Source organism: Shewanella sp. SM32 (assembly GCF_025654235.1).
GTDB lineage: Bacteria > Pseudomonadota > Gammaproteobacteria > Enterobacterales > Shewanellaceae > Shewanella > Shewanella oncorhynchi.
The window spans coordinates 15,719-38,510 of record NZ_JAKKRO010000041.1; the positions used below are offsets into that span (position 1 = coordinate 15,719).

Annotated in this window: 24 protein-coding genes; 13 read left to right on the plus strand and 11 right to left on the minus strand. The window is 43.5% G+C overall.

Going from position 1 to position 22,792, the window contains the following annotated elements; genetic code table 11:
- Positions 1–63: 63 nt before the first annotated feature.
- From L5M10_RS15865 to L5M10_RS15875, 3 genes are all read right to left on the minus strand, one after another.
- Positions 64–1,332 (minus strand): membrane protein, encoded by a 1,269-nt coding sequence (locus L5M10_RS15865; RefSeq protein WP_028759594.1) that lies wholly within the window; start codon positions 1,330–1,332, stop codon positions 64–66.
- A 369-nt stretch (positions 1,333–1,701) separates the two neighbouring features.
- Positions 1,702–2,040 carry a hypothetical protein gene (locus L5M10_RS15870; RefSeq protein WP_173244223.1) on the minus strand — a complete coding sequence of 113 codons (339 nt, stop codon included), beginning with the start codon at positions 2,038–2,040 and terminating at the stop codon, positions 1,702–1,704.
- A 109-nt stretch (positions 2,041–2,149) separates the two neighbouring features.
- The gene (locus L5M10_RS15875) at positions 2,150–2,611 is read right to left on the minus strand and encodes an EVE domain-containing protein (RefSeq protein ID WP_028759596.1); all 462 of its coding nucleotides are present in this window, start codon (positions 2,609–2,611) and stop codon (positions 2,150–2,152) included.
- A 277-nt stretch (positions 2,612–2,888) separates the two neighbouring features.
- Here L5M10_RS15875 and L5M10_RS15880 point away from each other — a divergent pair, with 277 nt between their 5' ends.
- The 5 genes from L5M10_RS15880 (at position 2,889) to L5M10_RS15900 (ending at position 8,314) form a co-directional block, all read left to right on the plus strand.
- Positions 2,889–3,269 (plus strand): DUF6508 domain-containing protein, encoded by a 381-nt coding sequence (locus L5M10_RS15880; RefSeq protein WP_028759597.1) that lies wholly within the window; start codon positions 2,889–2,891, stop codon positions 3,267–3,269.
- A 139-nt stretch (positions 3,270–3,408) separates the two neighbouring features.
- On the plus strand, positions 3,409–5,121 hold the full coding sequence (locus L5M10_RS15885; protein ID WP_263255565.1) for an AMP-binding protein: 1,713 nt from the start codon (positions 3,409–3,411) through the stop codon (positions 5,119–5,121).
- Positions 5,122–5,474: 353 nt separating this feature from the next.
- The gene (locus tag L5M10_RS15890; protein ID WP_263168158.1) at positions 5,475–6,221 is read left to right on the plus strand and encodes a substrate-binding periplasmic protein; all 747 of its coding nucleotides are present in this window, start codon (positions 5,475–5,477) and stop codon (positions 6,219–6,221) included.
- A gap of 165 nt (positions 6,222–6,386) precedes the next feature.
- Positions 6,387–7,427 (plus strand): M14 family zinc carboxypeptidase, encoded by a 1,041-nt coding sequence (locus L5M10_RS15895; RefSeq protein ID WP_263255566.1) that lies wholly within the window; start codon positions 6,387–6,389, stop codon positions 7,425–7,427.
- The gene (locus tag L5M10_RS15900; protein WP_263255567.1) at positions 7,424–8,314 is read left to right on the plus strand and encodes an alpha/beta fold hydrolase; all 891 of its coding nucleotides are present in this window, start codon (positions 7,424–7,426) and stop codon (positions 8,312–8,314) included. The genes L5M10_RS15895 and L5M10_RS15900 overlap by 4 nt, the downstream gene beginning before the upstream one ends.
- Positions 8,315–8,349: 35 nt before the next feature.
- Here the strand turns inward: L5M10_RS15900 and L5M10_RS15905 are convergent, their stop codons facing one another.
- Entirely contained in the window at positions 8,350–8,757 is a 408-nt protein-coding gene (locus tag L5M10_RS15905) for a YccF domain-containing protein (protein WP_028759602.1), read from the minus strand.
- A gap of 267 nt (positions 8,758–9,024) precedes the next feature.
- Between L5M10_RS15905 and L5M10_RS15910 the strand changes: the two genes are divergently transcribed.
- The 4 genes from L5M10_RS15910 to L5M10_RS15925 all read left to right on the plus strand — a co-directional run bounded on the left by L5M10_RS15910 (position 9,025) and on the right by L5M10_RS15925 (position 13,589).
- Positions 9,025–10,053 (plus strand): pyridoxal-phosphate dependent enzyme, encoded by a 1,029-nt coding sequence (locus L5M10_RS15910; protein WP_263255569.1) that lies wholly within the window; start codon positions 9,025–9,027, stop codon positions 10,051–10,053.
- Positions 10,054–10,134: 81 nt separating this feature from the next.
- Entirely contained in the window at positions 10,135–10,848 is a 714-nt protein-coding gene (locus L5M10_RS15915) for an NrtR DNA-binding winged helix domain-containing protein (RefSeq protein ID WP_113940909.1), read from the plus strand.
- Positions 10,849–11,200: 352 nt separating this feature from the next.
- Complete coding sequence (gene prs / locus L5M10_RS15920) at positions 11,201–12,106, plus strand: ribose-phosphate diphosphokinase (protein WP_263255571.1); 906 nt, start codon at positions 11,201–11,203, stop codon at positions 12,104–12,106.
- A gap of 10 nt (positions 12,107–12,116) precedes the next feature.
- Entirely contained in the window at positions 12,117–13,589 is a 1,473-nt protein-coding gene (locus L5M10_RS15925) for a nicotinate phosphoribosyltransferase (RefSeq protein ID WP_263255572.1), read from the plus strand.
- A 157-nt stretch (positions 13,590–13,746) separates the two neighbouring features.
- Here L5M10_RS15925 and L5M10_RS15930 read toward each other — a convergent pair whose 3' ends face one another.
- From L5M10_RS15930 to L5M10_RS15950, 5 genes are all read right to left on the minus strand, one after another.
- Entirely contained in the window at positions 13,747–14,007 is a 261-nt protein-coding gene (locus L5M10_RS15930; protein WP_028759607.1) for a hypothetical protein, read from the minus strand.
- 300 nt (positions 14,008–14,307) lie between these two features.
- On the minus strand, positions 14,308–14,481 hold the full coding sequence (locus tag L5M10_RS15935; protein ID WP_006082106.1) for a hypothetical protein: 174 nt from the start codon (positions 14,479–14,481) through the stop codon (positions 14,308–14,310).
- Between the two features lie 727 nt (positions 14,482–15,208).
- Positions 15,209–15,931, minus strand: a complete 723-nt coding sequence (locus L5M10_RS15940) for a ChrR family anti-sigma-E factor (RefSeq protein ID WP_263255573.1) — start codon at positions 15,929–15,931, stop codon at positions 15,209–15,211.
- Complete coding sequence (locus L5M10_RS15945; RefSeq protein ID WP_028759609.1) at positions 15,924–16,586, minus strand: sigma-70 family RNA polymerase sigma factor; 663 nt, start codon at positions 16,584–16,586, stop codon at positions 15,924–15,926. Before L5M10_RS15945 ends, L5M10_RS15940 begins: the two co-directional genes overlap by 8 nt.
- A gap of 145 nt (positions 16,587–16,731) precedes the next feature.
- On the minus strand, positions 16,732–17,283 hold the full coding sequence (locus L5M10_RS15950) for an LON peptidase substrate-binding domain-containing protein (protein ID WP_028759610.1): 552 nt from the start codon (positions 17,281–17,283) through the stop codon (positions 16,732–16,734).
- Between the two features lie 101 nt (positions 17,284–17,384).
- Here L5M10_RS15950 and L5M10_RS15955 point away from each other — a divergent pair, with 101 nt between their 5' ends.
- Together L5M10_RS15955 and L5M10_RS15960 are read left to right on the plus strand one after the other, a co-directional pair.
- Positions 17,385–17,999: a class I SAM-dependent methyltransferase gene (locus L5M10_RS15955; RefSeq protein WP_028759611.1), complete on the plus strand. Its 615-nt coding sequence runs from the start codon at positions 17,385–17,387 to the stop codon at positions 17,997–17,999.
- Between the two features lie 232 nt (positions 18,000–18,231).
- On the plus strand, positions 18,232–19,176 hold the full coding sequence (locus tag L5M10_RS15960; RefSeq protein WP_028759612.1) for a chemotaxis protein CheV: 945 nt from the start codon (positions 18,232–18,234) through the stop codon (positions 19,174–19,176).
- Positions 19,177–19,350: 174 nt separating this feature from the next.
- Here the strand turns inward: L5M10_RS15960 and L5M10_RS15965 are convergent, their stop codons facing one another.
- Positions 19,351–19,992 (minus strand): hypothetical protein, encoded by a 642-nt coding sequence (locus L5M10_RS15965; protein WP_028759613.1) that lies wholly within the window; start codon positions 19,990–19,992, stop codon positions 19,351–19,353.
- 51 nt (positions 19,993–20,043) lie between these two features.
- Complete coding sequence (locus L5M10_RS15970; RefSeq protein WP_028759614.1) at positions 20,044–20,403, minus strand: DUF2750 domain-containing protein; 360 nt, start codon at positions 20,401–20,403, stop codon at positions 20,044–20,046.
- Between the two features lie 420 nt (positions 20,404–20,823).
- On the opposite strand from L5M10_RS15970, the gene L5M10_RS15975 reads away from it, so the two are divergent.
- Together L5M10_RS15975 and L5M10_RS15980 are read left to right on the plus strand one after the other, a co-directional pair.
- Positions 20,824–22,128 (plus strand): lytic murein transglycosylase, encoded by a 1,305-nt coding sequence (locus tag L5M10_RS15975; RefSeq protein WP_263255574.1) that lies wholly within the window; start codon positions 20,824–20,826, stop codon positions 22,126–22,128.
- Between the two features lie 138 nt (positions 22,129–22,266).
- Positions 22,267–22,755: a peptidylprolyl isomerase gene (locus tag L5M10_RS15980; RefSeq protein ID WP_105252202.1), complete on the plus strand. Its 489-nt coding sequence runs from the start codon at positions 22,267–22,269 to the stop codon at positions 22,753–22,755.
- Positions 22,756–22,792: the final 37 nt, after the last annotated feature.

Consider the following 22,792-nt stretch of genomic DNA (forward strand, 5'->3'; position numbering starts at 1 on the left):
TGGGATGCCTTTTTAGTTGAAACCTGTCATTTCCTTCAACGTTTTAAGCGTCTTTAGTTGTTGCTAAGGCAGCGTTTGGTTGTTAAGGCTTTGCTGAATGCGTCTTTCAACTAGTTTAGATATGAGATACATCATCAAATAGCCCGTGCCTAAGGCTAAAATCACCGCGACGACATTCTCCGTATACAGGCGGTAAGCGTAGAAAGTACCGACCAGTACTGCGATACCAGCAAGGCGAATAAGTAGGCTTTGAGTAAAGTAGCCATGAGCTTTGATATAAGCTAGCTGGTAGCCATTGAGCATCATAAATATAAAAAACATGGAGAAATGCATTAATACTGGGGCCGCTTTAATGTATTGCTCGGGGAACAACCAAGCGACTAACGGCTTGCTCGCAAAGACCATAACGACAAAAAAAATACCGCTGATCCACAAAGAAACTTTAGTCAGCCATGACTTAATTTGTTGGACTTCGTCAAAGCGTTTTTCTCGTACGCACACTGCGACTTCGGGCAGTACAAACCGGTAGATGGGAAAGACAAAAAGCAGGGTGAGGTATGTGATCATCGGCCGCACCACCACTTGGAAATCACCCAGTTCATCTATGCTGAAATAGGCAATAGTCAGCAGTACGGTGATGTAAATCATCAAGATACTGGCCCCCGCTTCCATGGACGCCGTCAGGCTTTTCTTCATAAAACTGCGTAAACCCGTATCAAAATGCACCGCACTTAAGGGCGGAGTAGCAATATCTTTGCGCCGTTTTAAGTACATATATAAGGCAACGATGAGCGATGACAGTGTCATGCTGTAAAAGAGTGATGCAATGGCGGTTTGTTTTAAGCCATAGAAACATAATAAAAAGCTAGTCACTTGCGCGAGCGGCTCTAACCAAGTGACTCTATTGGAGATGGCATATAGCCGGTACATGGCAATTTGATTGGTAAAATAGACCTTGAGCCCCATACTCAGAATAATCCCAACCAATTGAAAATATTCTACATTGAGCTGAAGTTTGTGTTTGATATAGGGTAAAACTAAGCCCCATGTCAGTAGTACCATAGCGATCAAGCTGTAGCGGAATATATTAGTGATATCCACATCTTGCTTGGTCTGGGAGTAGGTCACCACCATAGAGGAGCGAAATCCCGTCATTAGGATTAGCGACAGTGAGATAATGTCGATCACTGTGTGATAGAGCGCTAGATCGGCTTTGGCAACCCATTGTGCTAGCCAGAGTTTAAATAGAAACCCCACAGAAATACTGGCGAGTGATGCCCAGAACCCCGCAATAATTGCCTGCTTAACCCGTTGAAGTGAGGTGTTTTCCATTATCAAAAATCCAGCGTTAGTCTACGGTCATTATCGGGATGCTATGAATTCAATTAAGATTTTGCCTTAGCCGCATGAGTATTTTTAGGTGACACTTATCTTGTTCTGTTCGATATCTTTTCACCCTGCATGAGTCTAGCATTTAGCCAATTTACGACCAATAGCCAGATAGTAAAGATATGATAAATATCAATATGTTGCTTTATTGTAAGTTAGAACGTTATTGAGTGAGGACTGGGATGATAAATTGTCTTACAGACAACGTTTTTTGATAGATGAAAGCAGTATTAAGAAGTACAACTACGCCCAGATAAGCGCTGGGCGTAGTTGTAAATGTGTCAGTTATAAATGCCATTTTGTCATGGGAAGTTAATCGGTAATGATATTGACGATATCGAGGATTTTACGGCTGTTATTATCGAGTTTGATTAGTGCACCTTCGACTTGAATGCTAATGATGCCATCTCTGTCTAAGGGCACTACGATGCGGCCGCGATCATAAATATCATGCTCAAGCACATCACCACGCTGGAGTTTTTTCTGCCAACCGGGTGGCAGTGGCTGACCTTGGTCAACTTTTTTCTGTAATCCCGGCGGTAGACTTTTATCCTTTTTGTGGTGCTCATGGTCATCTTTAGCAAAGGTTGAGATGGACATCGTTAAGCTGAGGACAAGTCCTGTGATTACCACTGAGGTCAATTTATTCATCTGTACTCCTAAGGGGCATTGAGTTGATGTTGTGTCCAATGCTGGATGTGGCCAACAATAGGCGATGCGAAATGAACTATAGCTGAACGTTCTAGCTCAAGATTGCTTTCTAGCGGGTTAACATGAGTACAGCTTGCCATTGTTCGGCGGTCACAGGTTGGATACTGAGTCTTGACCCCTTAGAGACTAAATACATGTCCGCCAGTTGGGGTAAACTTTTTATCAAACTTAAGGGAATAATCTCGTTAAATTTTTTGACAAAGCGGATATCTACTCGTAGCCATCTTGGTTTGGTTGGATCTGACTTAGGGTCAAAATACTTCGATTCGGGATCGAAGGCTGTGCTGTCGGGATACGCATTGGTCACGACTTCTGCTATGCCGACAATTCCGGGCACTTTGCAGCTTGAATGGTAAAAAAATACCTTGTCGCCAATCTGCATCTCATCGCGCATAAAGTTACGCGCCTGATAGTTACGGATCCCATGCCAAGCTTCGGTTTGGTTAGGGCAAGCCTTAAGATCATCTATGCTGAATTCGTCGGGTTCCGATTTCATAAGCCAGTAGTTCATCTTGTTTCCTTTACTCATAGTTGCCGTTAAGCGCTTCAATACCGCTGAGTTTATCTGAATTTTGTCGAATACCCCAGTTCGTCACCCATATCAAATATTGTGAGTTTGATTAAGTTTCCGTTCAGATAACGTGGCTTAGCCTGTTGACAGCAATCTTATTTGGTATGCCTTATGCAAATTCTCGTTTCTAAGGCAAAGCGTCAAATTCGATCTCGGTTTGTGACTGGTGTCGTACAAGTTGTGGCAGCAGAGGCAACCAAAACCTGTGAGGTGTGTTATGGGGACTTCAACAATGACATCCGATTGTGGTTTATACACTAAATATCTTAAGGATTTTACGGCGGGTGATGTGATCTTAAGTCATGAGCGAATGCTGGAATTTATTAATGACCTGACAACGCAAGGTTGGTTATTGGCTAATTTCACTTGGGACTATTGGTATAACAACAGTTACTTAGTCGATAAACCTGCCTATATTCGTGATGCGAGTATCGCACAATGTAAGTTGCTGTTGACGGCCATGACGCGACTCGAGGTTTTTAGCCCCGGCGTGTTAGAAAATATGCGTCGCCAAGGCGTGTTACTGGCCATTGTTGAGCGGTTACAAAGCTTAAATGTGCCTAAGTCGAGTACTCATTTTGAGTTTATCAGCCGCTAGCACTGGGCTTTAATGGATTGTTATCTAATCGTTTGTCTTACTCTTTAGTCTAATAAAGTGCTTTTTTACTTGTGACATGATCCGTGGATTGGTTAGTTTGGACCTCGCTAACCATAATAATAAATGCACGGAGGCCTTAATGTCAGTTCCTACAAGCCAAGTTATAAGCCCGCTCAATGTTAGCGAGTTTAGAGGCGAGTCATCACCGAAACTCGTTGAGAAGACCATAGGTCAATATCTTGATGAGATTGCGGCAACGTATCCCGACCAATTAGCTGTCGTCGTACACCATCAACATATCCGTTGGAATTACCGTCAGTATCTTGCCCAAATCGATGCGCTCGCCACAGGACTATTAAAGCTTGGCATTCAGCCCGGCGATAGGGTAGGGATTTGGTCGCCTAACAATATCGAGTGGTGTTTAACTCAATATGCGACCGCTAAAATTGGCGCCATCATGGTGTGTATTAATCCTGCGTATCGTCCTGAAGAGTTGCAATACGCGCTGAGTAACGTGGGTTGTCGTGCGGTAATTTGTGCTGATAAGTTTAAATCCAGCAATTATCTTGAGATGCTATATGAATTGGCGCCTGAGCTAACTTCTTGCCCAGCGGGTAAATTACAAGCTAAAGCCGTACCTGAGCTTGAATTTGTGATCCGTATGGGCGCAGAGAAATCAGTCGGTATGTTGAATTTTGATGACTTGATCGTTGATGTGACCGCCGCTGATAGGATAATGCTCGAGTGGATTACTAAGGAATTAAGCCCATACGATGCGATTAATATCCAGTTTACCTCTGGCACGACGGGCAGTCCGAAAGGTGCGACCTTATCACATCATAACATATTGAATAATGGCTATTTAGTCGCAGAGGCGATGAAGTTTACCTGTCACGATAAACTCTGTATTCCAGTGCCTTTATACCATTGTTTTGGCATGGTACTCGGCAGTTTAGTCTGCTTAGCTAAAGGCGCAACTGCTGTGTTCCCCGGAGAATCCTTTGATCCACTGACGACATTGCAAGTGATTGAGCAAGAGCGTTGCACCGCTTTGCATGGCGTACCGACCATGTTTATTGCCGAGTTGGAACACCCAGAATTTGCTCGTTTTGATTTGAGTTCCTTACGTACCGGCGTGATGGCGGGGGCAACTTGTCCTGAAGAAGTGATGCGACGTGTACAAAACCTGATGTATATGAAGGAAGTGCTGATTGGCTATGGTCAGACCGAATGCAGTCCGCTCAATCACATTACTGAAATCGACTCACCCGTAGAGAAACGCGTTCTCACCGTTGGCCGTGCTTTACCCCATACCGAAGTAAAAATTGTCGATGAATTTGGCGAAGTGCTGCCAATTAATCAACCCGGCGAAGTTTGTAGTCGCGGTTACTGCGTTATGCAGTGTTATTGGAATGATCCTGAGAAAACGGCGGCAACCATAGACAGTCAAGGCTGGCTACATTCGGGCGATATTGGCCAAATGGATGAGCAAGGTTATGTGCAAATAGTGGGGCGCATTAAAGATATGATTATTCGCGGCGGCGAAAATATTTATCCCCGTGAGATTGAAGAGAAACTTTACACCCATAAAGATGTGCAGGATGCGGCTGTCTTTGGCGTTCAAAGCGATAAATACGGCGAGGAAGTGTGTGCTTGGATCAAAGTCCGCTCAGGCTCCGCGATTACAGAGGCAGATATTCGTCATTTTCTCACCGAGAAGTTCGCCTACTTTAAAGTGCCGCGCTACATCAAGTTTGTGGATCAGTATCCAATGACAGTGACGGGAAAAATTCAGAAATTCAAAATGCGCGAGCTGATGTATCAAGAGTTATATGAAGATATTAATGCTTAACTCATTTGGCTTTGAGCTGATTAATACTATTGATATTTGACTTCCAAGCCGCGTAATGCGGCTTGAATTTTATTCTGTCTAGCTATTTCGGTTAGCAGATAAACGAACAAGCTAATTGGCTAATGAAAAAGTCGGCGAGTCATACCACCAAGTCAAGCTACACTTTGAGTTAGCTTTTGCTGCTAATGTCGTTATTCTAATTGTAACAAAACTTCACTTCCCCGCTGTGGCTTGATGGCTATACTAAAACTAGTCATAAAATCTAACCAGTCATAAAATCTCGGCAGATAAAAACGAAAGCACTAAGTTGTCGATGATGTAGTCGTAAATCCATGCAGGCAAAGGAGTACTAAATGGTTCGATGGCGTTCAATGCTCCTTGTGTATTGTCTTTCCTTTATGGGATTAAGCGTAGCTAAAGCGGATACCTTAATGCTCACTTCTTTACTTTGGCCGCCTTATTCAGGAGAGCAATTAACGGAGCAGGGTGCCAGTATTGCCGTGGTACGGGCGGCATTGAACGTTATGGGACATCAATTAGACGTGGATTTCTATCCGTGGAGCCGCGCTGTCAAACTTACGACTATGCCGAACTCTGACTACATAGGTTATTTTCCTGAATACTATGTAGAGACTGAAAAGTTTATCTTTTCAAAACCGATTGGCGAAAGTCCATTGGGGCTGGTGGAGCAAAAGTCCCATCCAGTAAGTTGGAATTATATTGAAGATCTTAATCGCTATACCTTAGGTGTGGTGAAAGATTATGTGAATACTCAGGCCTTAGATCGCATGATCTTTTCCGGTGTACAGCGGACTGAAGCTGTGACTTCGGATGAGCATAATGTTAAAAAAGTTGCCGCAGGTCGGATTGATGCCGCGGTGATTGATGTCAACGTTCTGCACTATTTACTCAAGCAAAAGCCCTTACAGCCGCTGGCGACAAAGTTGCAAATCAATCGGCAAATTCTGGCGAATAAGCAGCTCTATATCGCGTTTCGTAATACAGAAGAGGGACGGCGTTGGCGAGATATTGTTGACCAAGGTTTAGCGCAGGTTGACGTAGAAACTATCATTGGAGAGCTACTTTATCGTGAAGACTGATGTAGGGTTTTAGGATAGTTTATTCTTTGTTTTACTCGCTATTTTTCCGCTTATTTCCCCGTAAACTCACTTCTGATATGCAGTTTGTCATCATTTTGTCTTTGTTCACTATTAGTATCACTTTAACGGCATGAGTAGTTCTCTCATTTTATTGATTAAGGTGACATGAAGAAACTTCCTTTTGAGCTTCCATTTGAGTTAGATACGCTGCAGCAACTCATTGATACTCATCATCTTAAGTTGGATTATCAGATCCTTGCCGACATTCCATTCCGCCAAGAGCATTTCCCCCTTTACAGTGTTGAGTTAGGTGGTACAGATACGCCTTGTCCGACAGTGCTCTTTGTGGGTGGCGTGCATGGGGTTGAACGTATTGGATCTCAAGTTATTTTGGCATTGTTAAACAGTTTATTGCAGCGGCTTGTTTGGGATAAACATCTACAACAGATGTTAACGGGCCTGCGGTTAGCTTTTGTACCTGTAGTGAATCCTGTTGGGTTATTCATGGGAACGCGAGGCAATGGTAATCAAGTGGATTTGATGCGTAACGCTCCGATAGAATCCCGTGAAAAAGTGTCCTTTATGGTGGGAGGACAGCGTATATCGTCACGGCTGCCCTGGTATCGCGGTATTGGGGGAATGGAGCTGGAAACTGCGGGCTTAGTTGCCTATGTACAACAACTGTTGAGTCGCAGCACAAGTTTGATTTCGCTCGATGCCCACTCGGGATTTGGCTTGAGTGATCATATCTGGTTCCCCTACGCCCATACCCGTACCGCCTTCGAAAATGCCAATTATATTTTTCATCTAAAACAATTATTTGAACAGAGTTATCCCCATCACGGCCATTATCGGTTGGCGCCGCAGAGCCAGTTTTATCGCACTCATGGCGATATTTGGGATTACCTCTATCGCCTGCATCAAGTGGCAGATCCTTCTGCTCAGGTGCCATTTTTACCTTTGACATTAGAGATGGGATCTTGGGCATGGATAAAGAAGAATCCTAGACAAATATTTAATTTTGCTGGCTTTTTTAATCCACAAAAAACACATCGTCACCACAGGATTTTACGCAGGCATACAGTACTCATGCAATTTATGATGGAAGCGGCCTATGCCCAATCGTTAGAGCAGTTAACACCTGAACGTTTGACTGAGCTGACAGAGTGCGCACGGCATTATTGGTATCGGGAGTCTCAGTCATGACCACTTGGGTGTTATTAAGGGGATTAATGCGTGATCAGCGCCATTGGAATGGTTTCGATCAGCGTCTGCGACAAAAGGGATTGCGAGTGCTGACACCGGATCTTCCGGGCAATGGGACGCTATCCCACGAATTAAGTCCGCTTAAGATTGCCGATTATGCCCATGCCGTGTGGCAGCAATTGGATGAGCAGGTACAGGAAGGGGAGACTATTTATCTACTCGGCTTGTCTATGGGCGGTATGTTGGCATTGGAAATGGCATGCCAGCGACCTTGGCAGATAAGGCATGCCTTTGTATTAAACAGCAGTGCGGCGAATTTATCGTATTGGTATCAAAGATTTAATCCGCTGAATGCATTGAAGGCTTTTTTCATGCGGGCTCGGGGTAACGCTTTACATCCAATCGAGTCGACTATAGTGCGTTTAACCAGTTTTCGTCATCGGCGAGACCGAGATTTAATTGTCAAGTGGAGTGAGTTTCGCCGCGATACCACACCAAGTAGACGCAATGTATGGCGACAACTTTGGGCGGCTTTTCAATACCAATGTCCATTGACAGTGGAAGTACCGATAACTGTGCTCTGCGGTGACCGTGATGCGCTGGTGAGTATGGCATCGAGTAAGGCGTTAGCACGGCATTTTTACACCGATTTGATTGTACTCGCGTATTGTGGTCACGATGCCGCTATAGATGCACCCGCAAAACTGGTGCATTATCTGTTGGACATTGTGGGGGCGACTAAGCCGCAAGTGCAGTTTTCTGTGGATAGTGAGCCTGCCAATACTCAATATGATTGCAACGATTTATTGGAGGAAGAAATAGCCTTAAACGAAGCGATATTTGCTGTATGGGATGACAAAGCGCTATCCACTCTTGAAACCAAATAATCGAGAGTGAATAGCGCAGTTAACACATTGTCTTATTAAGCTTTAGCCACTACGGTTTGGCCTATCGGTGTGAGGCTGAGTAAAGCTAACTTAAGATGCTGTATCCCAAAGGGAATACCGATAATCGTCACAAAACAAGCTAAGGCGTGGACCAAATGCCCTATGGCTAACCAGATCCCAAACAGTAAGAACCAAATGATATTTCCTACCATGCCTAATGCACCTGTGCCCAAGTCTTCACGTCCAGTTAAGTGGCGACGGTTCATTTGTTCTTGGCCGAAGGGCCAAAAGGTCATTTCGCCGATAACAAAACAGGCGCGGCCGAAGGGAATACCAATGATACTGATAAAACACAGGATACCTGCGAGCCACCAAGCGAGTCCCATTACAAATCCGCCGAGTACAAACCAAGCTATGTTGAATATTAAGCGTAATACAGCCATTGAAAGCTCCTTATGTTTACCCTGTTAGCCTTTATCGTTAGCTTCGATAAATTGAATATATGTCAATGTCTAAGCGATAACTATGCCAACTATTTAAATTATGCATAATCAATGGGTTAATTATATGTATTCGAGATTCATGTGTCATTTTCACTAGTTTTTCGCCAAATTGATAATTTCTTAAGGGCGTAACAGGAAGGGCGGAGTTACACTAGCCTTCCCTTAACTGGTTTAAAAACCAGAGAATTTAATCGTTTGAGTAGCTTGATGTTTGCAAATTCCCCTGTTGATACATTTGCCTTTGCTGGCAGAGACATTTTCCTAAAACGTGATGATTTACTGCATCCGGCGTTTAGTGGCAATAAAGCTCGCAAATTCGGCTATTTTTTAGATCATGAGTTTGCAGGCATCAGCAAGGTGATAGGTCACGGCTCGCCATTAGCTAACTCACTGTATTCATTGTCAGAATTAGCAAAGATGAAAGGCTGGCAGTGTGATTTTTATGTAGATCATATTGCCAGTCAAGTGGTTAAACATCCCACGGGCAATTACGCTGCCGCTTTAGCGAATGGCGCTAATATTATCGATTTAAGTGTGTTAATAGCACAAAAGCAGGCGTGCACTCAGTCGCAATCTGAACCTCACGTTTTGTCAAATCTTAATGCTAGGCCTGACCCTACAGCGCAAGTGGGCGATATGCGACTGAGTTGCCAAGATTATATCGAGGCTCAAGTACTCGTGAATGAGCCGACGGCGCTTTTTATTCCTGAGGGGGGTCGTTGTGCTTACGCTGAATACGGGGTAAATAGATTGGCGCAAGAGATAGTACAGTTTGCGAAGGCGAATGGATTGGTTGATTTAACGGTGTTTTTACCTTCGGGGACGGGAACGACAGCGTTATTTTTAAATCAGTATTTTATCCGTCAGCAAACGGATATTCGCGTCGTGACTTGTGCCGTTGTCGGTGGCGATGATTATTTGCGCTTGCAATTTTCCTTACTTAATTCCAATACCAGTGAGCATCCACAGATTGTGAATGTCGGCAAAAAATATCATTTTGGTAAACTTTATCCGGAATTTTATGCCATGTGGCAGCGGGTCTGCGCCTCAGGCGTGCAGTTTGAATTACTCTACGATCCCTTAGGTTTTATTGTGCTTGAGGAATATTTACAAGGCGGAGGCTCTCGTCCTGTGATGTATATCCACCAAGGTGGCTTACTCGGGAACGAGACCATGTTGCCACGTTATCAGCGTAAATTTGGGCAAAGTGGCTTATTCTGTGCCTCTGATCATTGACTTAGTGACGCTAAGACATAATATGTTTGAAGCTGTGTAATGCTAAGTTAAGCTGATGATTTGTAACGATGGGGAATATCAATGACTGAAGCGGAATATCTCGCTAATTATGATCCTAAGGTTTTTAAGGCTCAGCTACTGACAGTGGATGCCGTATTGTTTACCTATCACGATCAGCAACTTAAAGTACTCTTAGTACAACGCTCAAATCATCCATTTTTAGGTTTATGGGGACTACCTGGAGGGTTTATCGATGAAAATTGCGATCAATCCCTTGAGCAAACTGTATTACGTAAACTGCATGAGAAAACCGCAGTAGTGCCACCTTATATTGAGCAGCTATGCACTGTGGGTAATCGTAGTCGCGATGTAAGAGGCTGGTCTGTGACTGTGTGTTATACCGCCTTGATGAGTTATCAAGCTTGCCAAATTCAGATTGATTCAGTGAGTGATGTTAAGTGGTGGCCATTAGCGGATGTGTTGCAGATGCCCTTGGCGTTTGATCATTTGCAGTTAATCGAGCAAGCGAGGGAACGCTTAACACAAAAAGCCTTATATTCTTTAGTGCCAGGATTTGCACTGTCTGAACCTTTTACCTTGCCAGAACTGCAGCATGTACATGAGGTTTTACTGGGCAAGCCTATCCAAGGTAAATCTTTTCGTCGGCGGGTTGAACAGGCTGATTTATTGATCGATACGGGATTAAAGCGCACCGAACGTGGTCGTCCTGCTAATTTATACCGCTTGAAACCCAATACCGCATCGTATCGCTTCTTAAGAAATTTAGAATGTTGATCACAGTGAATGTGGATTTAAGCAAGATATTCGCCTTGCTCAATATGAGTAACGGCGACTGCTTATGCCTTATTCATGGTGACTTTGAATCAGTAAAGGCTGTTTAATTACTGATTTTGCCTTAATGTCTCCGGTTCTTGTATTACTCGATACCCATATTGTAGCTTCTTCGTTGCCGCACATATAGTGTCTAAAAGACACTATATGTCATTTAAGCATAACATTTCAGGTTGCGGCGTCTGAAATAGTCTAAAAATCAACTTTACACAATAATGTCTTTAAGACACTATTGTTCATATAGACAACAAGGTGCCGTCAATTTCGGCAATCTTGCCACAGACAGGAGGTTACTATGTCTCAACGTATTCAAGCGTCTCAACGTATTCAAACGTCTCAAGATGCTTCTCACGCTCAATGTTCGCAAGCCGATTTTTATCGGCTACCCGCAGCTAGCAATGAGGCTCACTACCGTTTATTTCAATTTGGTGCGGGGGAAAATCATGTTCAACTACTGGTTCCTCCAACTAAACGAGTAACGATCTTTTTCAGTTATCGGGGCGATCATTCCATCATGCAGCTCTTGTTGTTAACTGATGCGTTGCGTCGTAGCGGTGCAGAGCAAATTGATCTGTTACTGCCTTATATGCCGGGTGCTCGCCAAGATAGGGTGTGTAATGCCGGTGAGGCCTTGTCGGTAAAAGTCTATGCTAGCCTGATTAATCAGCAGCAATATGCTTCGGTCACCGTTTTTGACCCGCACAGTGATGTCACTGCCGCATTGTTAGAACGGGTTCAGGTAATAGATAACCACAGTTTTGTCGCAGCGATCGCAGCCCAATTAACGGGGGAGCTAGTGTTAGTCTCGCCCGATGCGGGGGCGAATAAAAAAGTATTCGGCTTAGCTAAAGCGTTACAGGGAATGCCGGTGATCAGGGCCGATAAACATCGTGATGTGGTCAATGGCCATATTATCGCTACCGAGGTGTTCTGTGATGACTTATCGGGTAAAACCTGCTTAATCGTTGACGACATTTGCGCGGGTGGCAGAACTTTTATTGAACTTGCCATCAAATTAAAGCAAAAGGGGGCCCAAAGCGTCATTTTGATCGTGTCACATTATGAAGATAAGGCCAGCGAGTTGGCTCTGTGCGAGGCGGGCATAGACAGATTATTTTGTACCGATAGTTTAGGTGTCCCCAAACATATTTCGAGTGAGTTCTGTCATTGCCATGCTGTTTTGAGTTATATGAATCATTAAGGAAAATATTATGTACTTGAATCCCGTTACTGCTATTGATGGTTACAAAGTCGACCACCGTCGTCAATATCCCGATAATACTCAGGTGATTTTTAGTAACCTGACTGCCCGTAAATCCCGTCGTGGTTACACTGACCAAATGGTGTTTTTTGGCTTGCAATATTTTATCAAGCATTTCTTGATTGACAGTTGGAACCGTGATTTCTTTCAACAACCCAAAGATCAGGTCATTCGTCAATTCTCCCGCCGTATCAATAACTATCTCGGGCCGAATAATGTTGGCACTCAGCATATTGAGGAGTTGCATGATTTAGGTTATTTACCAATTAAAATTATGGCATTACCTGAAGGCTCAGTGTATCCATTAAAAGTGCCTTGCTTGATTTTGTACAATACTGATGAGCGGTTCTTTTGGTTGACCAATTATCTCGAAACCATCCTTTCCGCTAATGTGTGGGGTATGTGTACCAGTGCCACTACCGCACTGCAATACCGCAAAATATTTGAGACTTACGCGCTAGAAACCGATGGTGACATCGCTTTTGTTGATTGGCAGGGTCACGATTTTAGTTTCCGTGGCATGTATGGTGCAGAGGCCGCGATTATGAGCGGCGCCGCACATTTACTCAGTTTTACTGGGACTGATACCATACCCGCCATTGATTTTCTTGAGCAATATTACCTTGCCGATAGTGATAAAGAACTTGTCGGTGGCAGTGTGCCCGCAACGGAGCACAGTGTCATGTGCGCGGGTGGCATGGAGAATGAATTAGAGACGTTCCGCCGTTTGATTGAAGATATTTACCCAACGGGCATTGTCAGCATTGTTTCAGATTCTTGGGATTTTTGGCAGGTGATGACAGAATTCACCTTAGCGTTAAAAGACCGCATTCTTGCCCGCGATGGCAAAGTGGTGTTTAGGCCTGATACGGGTTGCCCTGTGAAAATCATTTGTGGCGATCCACAAGCACCAATCGGGAGTCCCGAATATAAAGGCGCTATTGAGTGTCTGTGGGATGTCTTTGGGGGCGGTACAACTGCCAAAGGGTATAAAGCGCTGAATAGCCATGTTGGACTGATTTATGGCGACTCAATTACCATTGAACGTGCTGAAGCCATTTGTGCCGGCTTAAAGGCCAAAGGTTTTGCGTCAACCAATATTGTGTTTGGGATAGGCAGTTTTACCTATCAACACGTGACCCGAGATACTGACGGTTATGCCGTGAAAGCGACCTTTGCGAAAGTTGATGGTAAAGACAGAGAAATATTTAAAGATCCTAAAACAGATGATGGCACTAAAAAATCCGCTAAGGGTTTAGTGGCGGTATTTAAAGATGAGCAGGGTCAATTTTATCTTAAAGATCAAGCCAGCTGGCAAGATGTCAACAATTGCGAGTTTGTCCCCGTATTTGCCGATGGTGAACTATTAACGGAATATTCTTTGGCAGATATTCGCGCAAGGTTGGCAGAGTCTAGAAGTTGAGCCTATCGATTTGTGATTTTTAACGGCTATCGACAATAGCGAAGATAAAACTGGCAATGTGATTTCTATTAGGGTCATATTGTCAGTTAGGTTTTGAATTTATTTTAAGTCGCGTAAGTAAAACGCCCCATAAATAGTCAAATGCAAATACAAGCGATTAAGACAGTAACTGGTTCCGTTTAAGAATTTTATAGGTACGACGGCCAATGTTTTCGAGGTTTTTTAAATCTTTTAGGCTAGGCGTTACCTCACTAAATTGCCAATAACTGATTTCGGCATCTAACATTTCCAGCATTTTCTTCGAACAACCTAAACATTGTCCCTGGCACAGTTGTGCTTCTTCTAAATTGAGTGGAATAGTCTCTTTGATCTGGTTTATCAAGGTTTGCATGGCAATTTGAGGATTGGGTTTTGGCATAGATGATGTGCTGAACAGTATTCATGTATATGAATATTAGCGGATGCTGCAATGGAAAGAGGTGATCTAACGCTGGATTTGACTCATTTGGTTCGGCAGGTATCTGTGTGAGAGAGATACAGCCTGAACCAAATGTGCTCGTCATAATGACGTAAAAAAGGATAGCGTGTTCGTGACATTCGGCTATCAGTCTACTTAAGTGCTCGGTACTGCGAAGATAATGGAAACCGATTAAATACACTTGAGTAAACGGGTACTGCGGTATTAATTTTTAACTTATCGTTTTACTTACTTTTTGACTTATTTGTTCGCGGACAATAACCATTTCATAAAGCTGATGGCTTCTGTACGTTTAGAAAAAGTCTGTCTGTTTTTACCTTGACGATCGGTAAAAGCAATTGAGGTTTTATTTACTGAGATTGAATCTACAGGGAAGTTCACTGTAATTTCATGTCCATTAATTTTGTATGACATATGCCACACTCCTTTTTGTTAATTCACCCATAGGTGAGATAGTTGTAACTATAAAATATCCTTAGCAATTGTGCGAAAGATTCGTTCTATTGAGTATCGAGGTTACCCCATCTTTGATTCATTAATCAAGAGATGCTTAATCGATAAATACTTCATGTTGTCGATTACGTCAATGGAATAACTCGATTCAACCAGTTGACCATAGCTTAATGACAATACTATGACAACAAGGAGAACGGTAAGTTCACAGACATAACCACATGATTTTAGTGATATCGAATGATTGAGCTTATGGGGTTTTGCTTGTAGTAGGCTTTCTTTATGAGGACCGAACTCTGATTGCTAAATATCAGGCTGGGTTAAAAAGGTAAACAACAAGGTATATCTCAAAACGACGTGCAGTATATCAATAAAAATGGCTTATGCAAGTTTAATTTTTATTCGATGTCATTATTTATTTGCTAATGTTGAATTAAAGTGTATTTTTTGTGGCTATTTACTTGATTTAAATAGGTATAGTTAGGTTTGTTTATGGGTTGGTTTTTATTTTTGTGGTAATTGACTAAGGTTAATATTGCCGTTTTATAGGTAAATGTTATAAAAAATCCCACTAAAATAGGTCATTTTAATGGGATTAATCGTAGTCAGTTATGTAATGGAATTATTAAACTGAATTTATAAATGAATCTATGCGTTTGCTCTTGTTTAAAAAGCTCAGTCAAAAGGTTTAATAAATCAGTTCACCTATGGGATTGAGTAGCTTACTCAGACCTTTGGTAAAATGCAGCGGTGCATCTAATACTGTGTAGCATAAGCAACCGTTAATGGTTTTCGGTGAGTGATGGTGTTGGCCGTCGAGCACGATAAAATCACCTGGCACATAGTCACCATTCAGATCGGAAAACTTTCCGGCTAGTAATAGTGTTAGTTCATAACCTTTATGGGTATGTTGGGGGATTTCACCTTGGGCATCTATATGCAATAGGCTAGCGCGGGTGTTCGTTTCGTCGACATCAAAACGCATGCGACTGACTTTGCCTAATATTTGCCATGGACGGGCCAAATGCTGACGAAACACCGAGGGCACAGTGTAATGCTGTTGCTTTATGTCGACATCGATAGGGGCGTTATTAGGCACATTTGTCGCTGCCGGTTGAGTCATGATTTGCGCCATCATAGCGTCAATGTCCAATGCCGATTCTTGATTGTCGCCAGAGTGTTGCACCTCAACATACTCTCTGTGCATCAACTCTTCGCCCGTATCATTTGCAGCATGACCGCTATCAGGATTTAATGCTAAATTTGCAGCTTGTTCTGTGAATAGGGCAAGCTGCTCTCGACAAGTCTCACATAGGTCGCAGTGTGCGGATATTGCTATCGCCATTGATAAAGGTAAGTTCCCATTGGCATGGCTGACGAGTAATTCTTGTTGGGGATGATGCTTAATCATTGTGTGTCTCCAAGAAGCTTTTCAACTTTTCTAGCCCTAATCTTAAACGGGACTTTATGGTCCCTATCGGTACCTTTAGGGCATCGGCTAGCTCTTGTTGAGTGAGTTCTTGCATGTAAATGCCTTGCACAACTTGTCTTTGTGCTATGGGAAGGGCATCAAGATGTTGGAGTAATTTAGCCGTCAACTTGTGATCAGTGAGTGTGTCTTGAGCCATGGTCGCATCACACAGCGGCCAAATATCATCACCGAAAGTATCTTCTCTATTGTGTTGTACCCGTCTAAGCATATCGAAACATTGATTACGCATAATGGTAAACACCCAAGTTGTTACTGACCCTTTTTCTGCATTATATAGATGAGCCTTAGTCCAAACGCTGGTCATGGTTTCTTGTACTAAATCCATCGCCAACCCTTGTTGATTCAGTCTTTGTAAACCAAAGGCTCGGATCTTGGGCATGAAATGCTGGAATAAGTGACCAAAGGCGGCTCTGTCTCGGTTGTCTGCTACTTGTAGCATAAACGTGATTAAAGCATCCGCTTGAGGCTCGCAGGTTTGGGAAGCTGGAATTTCGTTATCCATAGCCGAATTAGTCAGAGACGTGATTGGGACATGATACCGAGTTTGCCTGCTTTGTGATTGAATATTTTCCATTATTTTCGCTCTTATCCCAGTCGTGAGTGCTGAGTGTGATATCAGTAACGACAAAATTGAGAAGTGTGTTGTACTTCTGAGCCCAGTTTTGCTGTCAAACTTTCAATCAATACGAAGTGGCTTAAATAAAGGATCATTCACAGCATTATTTAATGACGGCCCGCAATAGATCTCGGGTCATAATATGATCTAAGGCATTAATGCAGGTGTACTTTTCGGATGCTTGTACGGGTAATATTTCTAGCCAGCGCTGGCAGACCCAAGCGATATCATCGAACTGTTCTGTTTGGTAGTGCTTGAGATGTTGCGGATATTCCTTAAGAATGTTTTGTAACATTTGACTCAAGTAACGTTCATCGGTCGCAATACGTACAGCAGGCCAATTGTCGATTAAACTGACGTCTCCGCGCTTTAAACCATCAGCTTCGACACTGATTTTATCAAGTTTAAAGCGTTTTGAACCTTGAATACTGATCCCTAATAGTCCGTCTGGTAAGGTTTCAAAATCAATAATATGCACTAAGGTGCCTATGGGCTGAATGGTTTTACCATCCTCTTCAAGCATACATAAGCCAAAGCCTTGGCCTGACTTTAATGATTCGGCGACCAAGCGCTTATATCTAGGTTCAAATACCCGCAGTTGCGTGTAACCTTCGGGCAATAAACAAATAGGTAATGGAAAAAGAGGTAATTTCATCGTGGCCTCTGGTGAACTTATGTTCCTATCATTACGTACCATAATGGCAGTTCGATCAGTAAAATTATTCAACAGTAGTTTACCCATAGTGAGAGGATGGCATGAAATTAAATCCATTTGAGAAAAAGATCGTTCAGCATCCATTACGTTTTTGGCTACAAAATCATCTCGAAGCGCCTTTACTAACGTCTATGATGCCAAAACCTATGGCTTTGTGCGAACGCGCATTAGAAATAGGTTGTGGGTTTGGTAACGGCATTCAGTTGATCCGCGAACATTTTGGCGCGGGACATATCACGGCCGTGGATATCGACCCTGACATGGTTGCCTCCGCACAATCCCGTTGGCAATCTCGGCCGCAAGGGTTAAAAGGGCTGAGTTTCTCGGTTGCTGATGCAACATGTTTACCCTTTGGCGATGGCGAGTTTGATATGGTGTTTGATTTTGCCGTATTCCACCATATTCCAGAGTGGCAAGCGGCCATTAAGGAAGTTGCAAGGGTGCTGAAACCGAACGGATACTTTGTGATAGAGGATTTATATCGTGCCGCAATTTGTAATCCATTGAGCCGGCGCTTATTTGAGCATCCACAGCAGAATCGCTTTAATCATAGTGATTTGTTAACGGTATTGCGCCAGCTGGGATTTAAGATTGTCCGCGATAGAAATGCCTTTAATCTTGCGGGTATGGTGCTCGCCCAGAAAATATTGCGTTAACACTAAGACCAAATATTAGCAATGTCGCGTATTATCTGAAAATATAAGCTTAGGGATGCAGATATCTGAGATGCGCTAAACGAAGTTTATGGCCGAACTTTGCGAGAGTGGTTGTAATTTTTAGATAAAATAGACTCTCGGCATGGTTCTTCATGGGAGTTTACCGCTATAATTTGAGCTAATCCGTCGCATGTGGGGAAAGGATTTTCCTCAAGAGTAGAGAAGCAGCATTATGGCAAACGTACTTGCAACCGTAGATCAGCGTACCAAACTCGTTGGTGAGAACCGACTTGAGTTGTTGCTCTTTAGCATTAATTCCACGCAGTTATTTGCCATTAACGTCTTTAAAGTCAAAGAAGTTGTCAAGCTTCCTCCCTTGAATGCGATGCCGGGTAGTCATCCGCATATTTCTGGTGTTGCTAATATTCGCGGAATTTCTATCCCCGTGATTGATTTACGTTCGGCCATAGGGTTTAAGCCCGTGCCGCCTAACGAAGATGCCAATATGATCATCACAGAATATAACCGCAGTGTGCAGGGTTTCTTAGTCGGTAAGGTTGAACACATTATCAACATGACTTGGAGCGATATTATGCCACCGCCAAAAACGGCTGGACGTAATAATTATCTAACGGCAATTACTCGCATAGAGCATCAAGGTCAGTCGCAGTTAGTGTCTATTATCGACGTAGAAAAAGTCTTGGCGGAGATCATTCACTACGATATCCGTTTATCTGAAGGTGTACTCGACGAAACCTTAGTCCATGAAATGCCTGGCAGAAAAATCCTGATTGTGGATGATTCATCGACCGCCAGACGTCAAGTGCGTGAAACGTTAGGCCAACTGGGTATCGAAATTATTGAGGCATCTGATGGCTTACAAGCGCTGACGTTATTGCAGAAATGGCGTGATGAAGGTAAACAAGTTGCCAAAGAATTATTGATGATGATTACCGATGCCGAAATGCCCGAAATGGACGGTTATAAGCTCACTTCTGAAGTGCGTAGCGATAAAGCTATGTCGGATTTATTCATCACCTTAAATACTTCGTTGAGTGGCAGTTTTAACCATGCCATGGTTGAAAAAGTGGGCTGTGATAAGTTTATTTCTAAGTTCCAACCGGATTTGCTGGTGGAAGTGGTGCAAGAAAGATTAAGACAAGTGATCAATCTCTGATCGCATTTTGAGATTCGAACTATCGGTGATTGACCTTGAGTCGATCATCGGTAGGTTTAGTGTTTTTAAAGAACGCTTTAATAACAGTTTTTAATATGGACTTTGAATCACATTCTTTCAACTGCTACTTTTTCAACTGCTTTTCTGCAAACTCACTACCTATAACTCGCTCGATTATAACGCTAATTCGGCTGCTACATCGTGTAATACTTGGCGCTTCATTTCTTTGGCGGCGGCGATATGGATACGGGCGAGCCTTAAGGCATAGTTGAATCTTGCTCGACCGACGAGGCTTACCAGTTCGGCAAAAAACTGTGGATCTAAAGTGAATTGCGTCGAATAGTATTGGATAGCGGCATTGACTGAATTAAAAGTCACGCCATCGAATTCAAAACCTGCGTTATAACCTTGGTCGTCAATTTCTTCGCCCTCTAATACCAGTGGCCAACCGGGCGCATTGATACGGTCGCGGGCAATTTGGTACATCATCCAAGCACTTTTTTTAAAACCTTCAAACACTTTGCAGGAGAATTCGGACTCAGCAAGCTCTTCTTCGGTCCAATTAATCCCAATGGCGAGGTGTTTCGCATAAATACGCATCAGTGCATCTTTGACGGCCATACGACAATCCCAAATGGAGCTAAGAGTATGTTGTTTGGCTAATCGCAAACATTCGCTGCAGGCAGGCACAGCTAACGAAGAATGTGGTGTATGTGTGTGTGCGATATATTCGAAGTGTTGATGACTCGGTTCGCCACAAAACCAGCAAGTATGGCGTTTGTCGAAGGGAATATCGATAAGCGGAATAGCAGACATCAAGGAATGAGCACCTCAGTCCTTGATATCATCAATGGCATACTGAAGCGATTAAACTTCTTCAACATCAACCAAATCTTTTGCTAAAACAATCGGATCAAGTTCAAGACAATCTTCATCGGTTTGCCAATCAACACCGATCAATACACCATCGTCGTTTAGATCTGAGACCCAATATTCTAGAAATTCTTCTAATGAAATAGAAACAGGTTGATAGTCGTGCCATTCGTCGCTGCAATGGGATTTTGCAGTAGCTTCATTTGACCATAATGGCATCACATCTGTGTCTTCAAATTCTGAAGAATCACAAACGACCCAGCCTTCGCCAGTTTCATCCATTAGACCCCAGAGCGTCTGATGTTGTTTTACATTTTTGATAAAGCCAGCCAAAGCCGCATTGATTTCAGTCATGATAGGTCTCTTTGATGTGTGCTGTTAACTTATCCATTATACGGTAACGTGCTGCGATACCAAGGGATTCTTTGTTAAGAATTTTTTTTGTGTTGGATAACTGAGCAATAAGCCTATGCCGCAAGGTATTTATGGCGATAAGGATTGTGTTACGTGTCACTATGGGTCAGGATTATTGGTAATGAGTCGCCTTGGTACAGGCTGTTTTACTGACTAAATGTGGCTCAGATAGGGGCTTTACGTAGCGGAGAAACATGTCTTCTATGCTTTTGGCCGTTAAAGGTGTTTTGGATTCTAACCTTTAACTCGTTATGCCAAGGCGAATATCTCTCTAGGGCAATTCCCTCTTGAAGATGGAATATTGTCGTGTTTAGCCACAACAGTGTGATTGTTGTGAGATCAAATATTGGAGTTGTTGATTTGATTAAAATTAAAGGGTTAACTTATCTGTTTGCGAGTATTGCCGCCTGTGTCAGTCTGAGTGCCTGTTCAAGTGCGCCAACGGCGAGTGCCAATGCCAATGCAACCAGCACTAACGCAAGTGGCATTGCAGCTGAAGTCAATCAAATGCCCGATATCAGTGCTAGCGTACAATCTAATGCAGAGGCGTTTCCAATGTGCTTGACTGGACTGCAAGCGCGAGCACGTGCAGAAGGCCTGTCAGAGGCGACGATAAACTCTACCATTGCGAACTTGAAATTTGTCCCTCGAGTGATTGAGCTGGACCAACAGCAACCCGAATTCAGCCAGACATTTGATAATTATTTCAGTAAGCGCGCGACCGAATGGCGCGTCAATGAAGGCCGCCGTTTACTGCAAAAGCACAGTGTCTTACTTAATCAATTAGCGCAAAAATACGGCGTTCCGCCGCAATATATCTTGTCTTTTTGGGGACTGGAAACGAACTACGGTTCCTATAAAGGCAAAATGTCGGTATTGAATTCGCTGGCGACTTTGGCCTGTGAGCCACGCCGTAGCAATTATTTCACCATAGAGCTGATGCAAGCCTTAAAACTGAAAGAAAAGTATCAGTTCGATGATGACACTATGGTGGGATCATGGGCAGGTGCTATGGGACATACGCAATTTATGCCTTCTGCGTATGCCAAATATGCGGTCGATGGTGATGGGGACGGTAAGGCCGATTTATGGAATAGCACCACAGATGCGCTCACGTCTGCCGCGAACTTTTTGCAGCACTTAGGTTGGCAGCGTAATCAGCGTTGGGGGCGTGAAGTCTTGTTGCCAAAGGATTTTAGTTACAGTCATTTAGGTGCGAAACAGCCCTTGCCGTTATCGGAATGGGCTGCGCTCAATGTAACGCAGTCGAATGGGCAACCTTTGCCTGCCGTCGATATTCAAGCTGCGCTGTATTTGCCTGCGGGACACACAGGCCCAGCCTTTTTAGGTTATGAGAATTTTAATGTGATCATGCGTTGGAATCGCTCCGAATTTTATGCCATTACGGTTGGACACTTGGCCGATCGTATTAATGGTGGACAACCCTTGACGGTCAGTCCGCCCGAGCAACCACGCCTAAGCCGCGAGCAAGTAAAGCAACTGCAAACAAAACTGAACGAGGCTGGATTTGATGTTGGTAAGCCAGATGGCGTGTTGGGACGTAACTCTATGGCAGGGTTGCAAGCCTTTCAACGTAGCAAACAGATGATTGCCGATGGCTTCCCAAGCCCAGAGGTGTTTACCGCTTTAGGATTATCACTTTAGTTACTGTAGCTACTGTAGCCAAAGAGCGCTCGCTGCGGGTTTTGAGTGCTTTGAGGCCGGATAAAAAAGTGGAGTGAAAAGCACAGTTTTGTTAAGCTCGGCCCACAATTGAAATCGAAGAAAATCAAAGGATATTCGATGAGCATTAAAGACGATATGGTTGTGCAGTTTAACTACACACTGCGCGACGAGAAAGGTGAAGTGATCGAGACGAACGAAGGTCGCGATCCTATTGCCTATTTACACGGTCATGACAACATGATGCCAGGTGTAGAAAACGCGATAAATGGTAAAGCCATAGGTGAAAAGTTCACTGTGACTTTGCCTGCTGCTGAAACCTACGGTGAGCGTGTAGCGGATGCTGACGCACACCAACGTGTGTCTGTTAAGCATTTACTGGGTGCGACTGTGTGGAAACCAGGTATGACAGCAGTGGTTAATACCGACCAAGGTCAGCGCCAAGTGACTATCGTTAAAATGGGTAAGTTTATGGCGACTGTGGATGTAAACCATCCATTAGCCGGCCGCGAACTGACATTTGATATTGAAGTCGTAGGTGCCCGTGATGCGAGTGATGAAGAAATCGCCCACGGTCATGCCCATGGTGCAGGTGGTCATCATCACTAATCTTTAGGCTTCGGGCTCGGCTTCGAACTTGGCTTTT

What these genes read in the sequence shown, in the direction of transcription:
- L5M10_RS15865 (WP_028759594.1), bottom strand. Translation starts at nt 1,332, where the DNA reads ATGGAAAACACCTCACTTCAACGGGTTAAGCAGGCAATTATTGCGGGG.
- L5M10_RS15870 (WP_173244223.1), bottom strand. Translation starts at nt 2,040, where the DNA reads ATGAATAAATTGACCTCAGTGGTAATCACAGGACTTGTCCTCAGCTTA.
- L5M10_RS15875 (WP_028759596.1), bottom strand. Translation starts at nt 2,611, where the DNA reads ATGAACTACTGGCTTATGAAATCGGAACCCGACGAATTCAGCATAGAT.
- L5M10_RS15880 (WP_028759597.1), top strand. Translation starts at nt 2,889, where the DNA reads ATGGGGACTTCAACAATGACATCCGATTGTGGTTTATACACTAAATAT.
- L5M10_RS15885 (WP_263255565.1), top strand. Translation starts at nt 3,409, where the DNA reads ATGTCAGTTCCTACAAGCCAAGTTATAAGCCCGCTCAATGTTAGCGAG.
- L5M10_RS15890 (WP_263168158.1), top strand. Translation starts at nt 5,475, where the DNA reads ATGGTTCGATGGCGTTCAATGCTCCTTGTGTATTGTCTTTCCTTTATG.
- L5M10_RS15895 (WP_263255566.1), top strand. Translation starts at nt 6,387, where the DNA reads ATGAAGAAACTTCCTTTTGAGCTTCCATTTGAGTTAGATACGCTGCAG.
- L5M10_RS15900 (WP_263255567.1), top strand. Translation starts at nt 7,424, where the DNA reads ATGACCACTTGGGTGTTATTAAGGGGATTAATGCGTGATCAGCGCCAT.
- L5M10_RS15905 (WP_028759602.1), bottom strand. Translation starts at nt 8,757, where the DNA reads ATGGCTGTATTACGCTTAATATTCAACATAGCTTGGTTTGTACTCGGC.
- L5M10_RS15910 (WP_263255569.1), top strand. Translation starts at nt 9,025, where the DNA reads ATGTTTGCAAATTCCCCTGTTGATACATTTGCCTTTGCTGGCAGAGAC.
- L5M10_RS15915 (WP_113940909.1), top strand. Translation starts at nt 10,135, where the DNA reads ATGACTGAAGCGGAATATCTCGCTAATTATGATCCTAAGGTTTTTAAG.
- prs (WP_263255571.1), top strand. Translation starts at nt 11,201, where the DNA reads ATGTCTCAACGTATTCAAGCGTCTCAACGTATTCAAACGTCTCAAGAT.
- L5M10_RS15925 (WP_263255572.1), top strand. Translation starts at nt 12,117, where the DNA reads ATGTACTTGAATCCCGTTACTGCTATTGATGGTTACAAAGTCGACCAC.
- L5M10_RS15930 (WP_028759607.1), bottom strand. Translation starts at nt 14,007, where the DNA reads ATGCCAAAACCCAATCCTCAAATTGCCATGCAAACCTTGATAAACCAG.
- L5M10_RS15935 (WP_006082106.1), bottom strand. Translation starts at nt 14,481, where the DNA reads ATGTCATACAAAATTAATGGACATGAAATTACAGTGAACTTCCCTGTA.
- L5M10_RS15940 (WP_263255573.1), bottom strand. Translation starts at nt 15,931, where the DNA reads ATGATTAAGCATCATCCCCAACAAGAATTACTCGTCAGCCATGCCAAT.
- L5M10_RS15945 (WP_028759609.1), bottom strand. Translation starts at nt 16,586, where the DNA reads ATGGAAAATATTCAATCACAAAGCAGGCAAACTCGGTATCATGTCCCA.
- L5M10_RS15950 (WP_028759610.1), bottom strand. Translation starts at nt 17,283, where the DNA reads ATGAAATTACCTCTTTTTCCATTACCTATTTGTTTATTGCCCGAAGGT.
- L5M10_RS15955 (WP_028759611.1), top strand. Translation starts at nt 17,385, where the DNA reads ATGAAATTAAATCCATTTGAGAAAAAGATCGTTCAGCATCCATTACGT.
- L5M10_RS15960 (WP_028759612.1), top strand. Translation starts at nt 18,232, where the DNA reads ATGGCAAACGTACTTGCAACCGTAGATCAGCGTACCAAACTCGTTGGT.
- L5M10_RS15965 (WP_028759613.1), bottom strand. Translation starts at nt 19,992, where the DNA reads ATGTCTGCTATTCCGCTTATCGATATTCCCTTCGACAAACGCCATACT.
- L5M10_RS15970 (WP_028759614.1), bottom strand. Translation starts at nt 20,403, where the DNA reads ATGACTGAAATCAATGCGGCTTTGGCTGGCTTTATCAAAAATGTAAAA.
- L5M10_RS15980 (WP_105252202.1), top strand. Translation starts at nt 22,267, where the DNA reads ATGAGCATTAAAGACGATATGGTTGTGCAGTTTAACTACACACTGCGC.